Origin of the sequence: Sinorhizobium sp. CB7 (genome assembly GCF_041357635.1) — a bacterium.
In the GTDB taxonomy this organism is placed as follows: Bacteria; Pseudomonadota; Alphaproteobacteria; order Rhizobiales; family Rhizobiaceae; genus Rhizobium.
Genome location: NZ_JAULLL010000060.1, coordinates 1 through 1154, shown reverse-complemented (window position 1 = coordinate 1154; position 1154 = coordinate 1). Strand labels below are relative to the sequence as shown.

1 pseudogene is annotated in these 1154 nt (G+C 64.2%); it reads left to right on the top strand.

The window, feature by feature from the left end:
* A pseudogene (locus AAE029_RS36165) lies at nucleotides 1-1154 on the top strand (hypothetical protein); the annotation flags it as partial.

The following is a 1154-nucleotide window of genomic DNA, read 5'->3' as shown; positions in this document are numbered from 1 at the left end:
TCGGCGCCCTGACCTCCACGCAGTTGAAGACGCTCAGCACGGACAACATCGCAGCCCTCTCCACCGACCAAGTCGCAGCCCTCAGCACCAAGATCCTGGGGTCGCTGACGACCGACCAGATCGGTGCTCTGAGCTCCGCTCAGGCTGAAGCGCTGGGCTCGGCACAGGTCGCGGCACTCACCTCGACGCAGATGGCTGCTTTTGCCTCTGAGGATATCGCGGCCTTCTCGACCGCCGACATCGCGGCGATCAATGTGAGCGCCCTGTCAGGCCTCTCCTCGGACAATGTCGCGGCCCTGTCCACCGATCAGACCGCCGCACTGAAGACCATCCAGGTCGCGGCACTGAAGACTGGCCAGATCGCTGCCCTCACGACGGATCAGATCGGTGTCCTGAGCTCGTCTCAAATTGGAGCCCTGAACTCCACGCAGTTGAAGGCGCTCAGCACGGACAATATTGCCGCACTTTCCACCGATCAGGTCGCAACGCTTAGCTCGAAGACGGTTGCGGCTCTGACGACCGCCCAGATCGGTGCCCTGAGCTCCGCTCAGGCTGAGGCTCTAACCTCCGCTCTTGTCGGCGCGCTCAGCTCGGCGCAGCTGGCGGCTCTGGCCTCGGAAGATATCGCGACCTTCTCGACGGCCGACATCGCGGCGATTACGGTTACCGCCCTGTCCGGTCTCTCCTCGGACAATGTCGCGGCCCTGTCCACCGATCAGGCCGCAGCACTGAAGACCGCCCAGGTCGCGGCGCTGAAGACCAACCAGATCGCAGCCCTCAGCAGCGCCCAAGTCGGTGCCCTGAGCTCGTCCCAGATCGGCGCCCTGACCTCGGCACAAGCGTCTGCGCTCAGCACCGACAACGTCGCCGCACTCTCCACCGACCAGGTTGCAGCACTGAACACCAAGACCCTGGGATCGCTGACGACCGCCCAGATCGGCGCCCTGAGCTCCGCTCAGGTCGAGGCGCTCACCTCGACACAGGTCGGCGCTCTGACGCAGGCACAGATCGGGACTCTGGCCTCTGAAGATATCGCGACCTTCTCGACGGCTGACATCGCGGCAATCAGTGTGACTGCCCTGATGGGTCTCTCCACGGATAATGTCGCGGCGCTCTCCACCGATCAGACCGCAGCACTGAAGACCGCCCAGGTT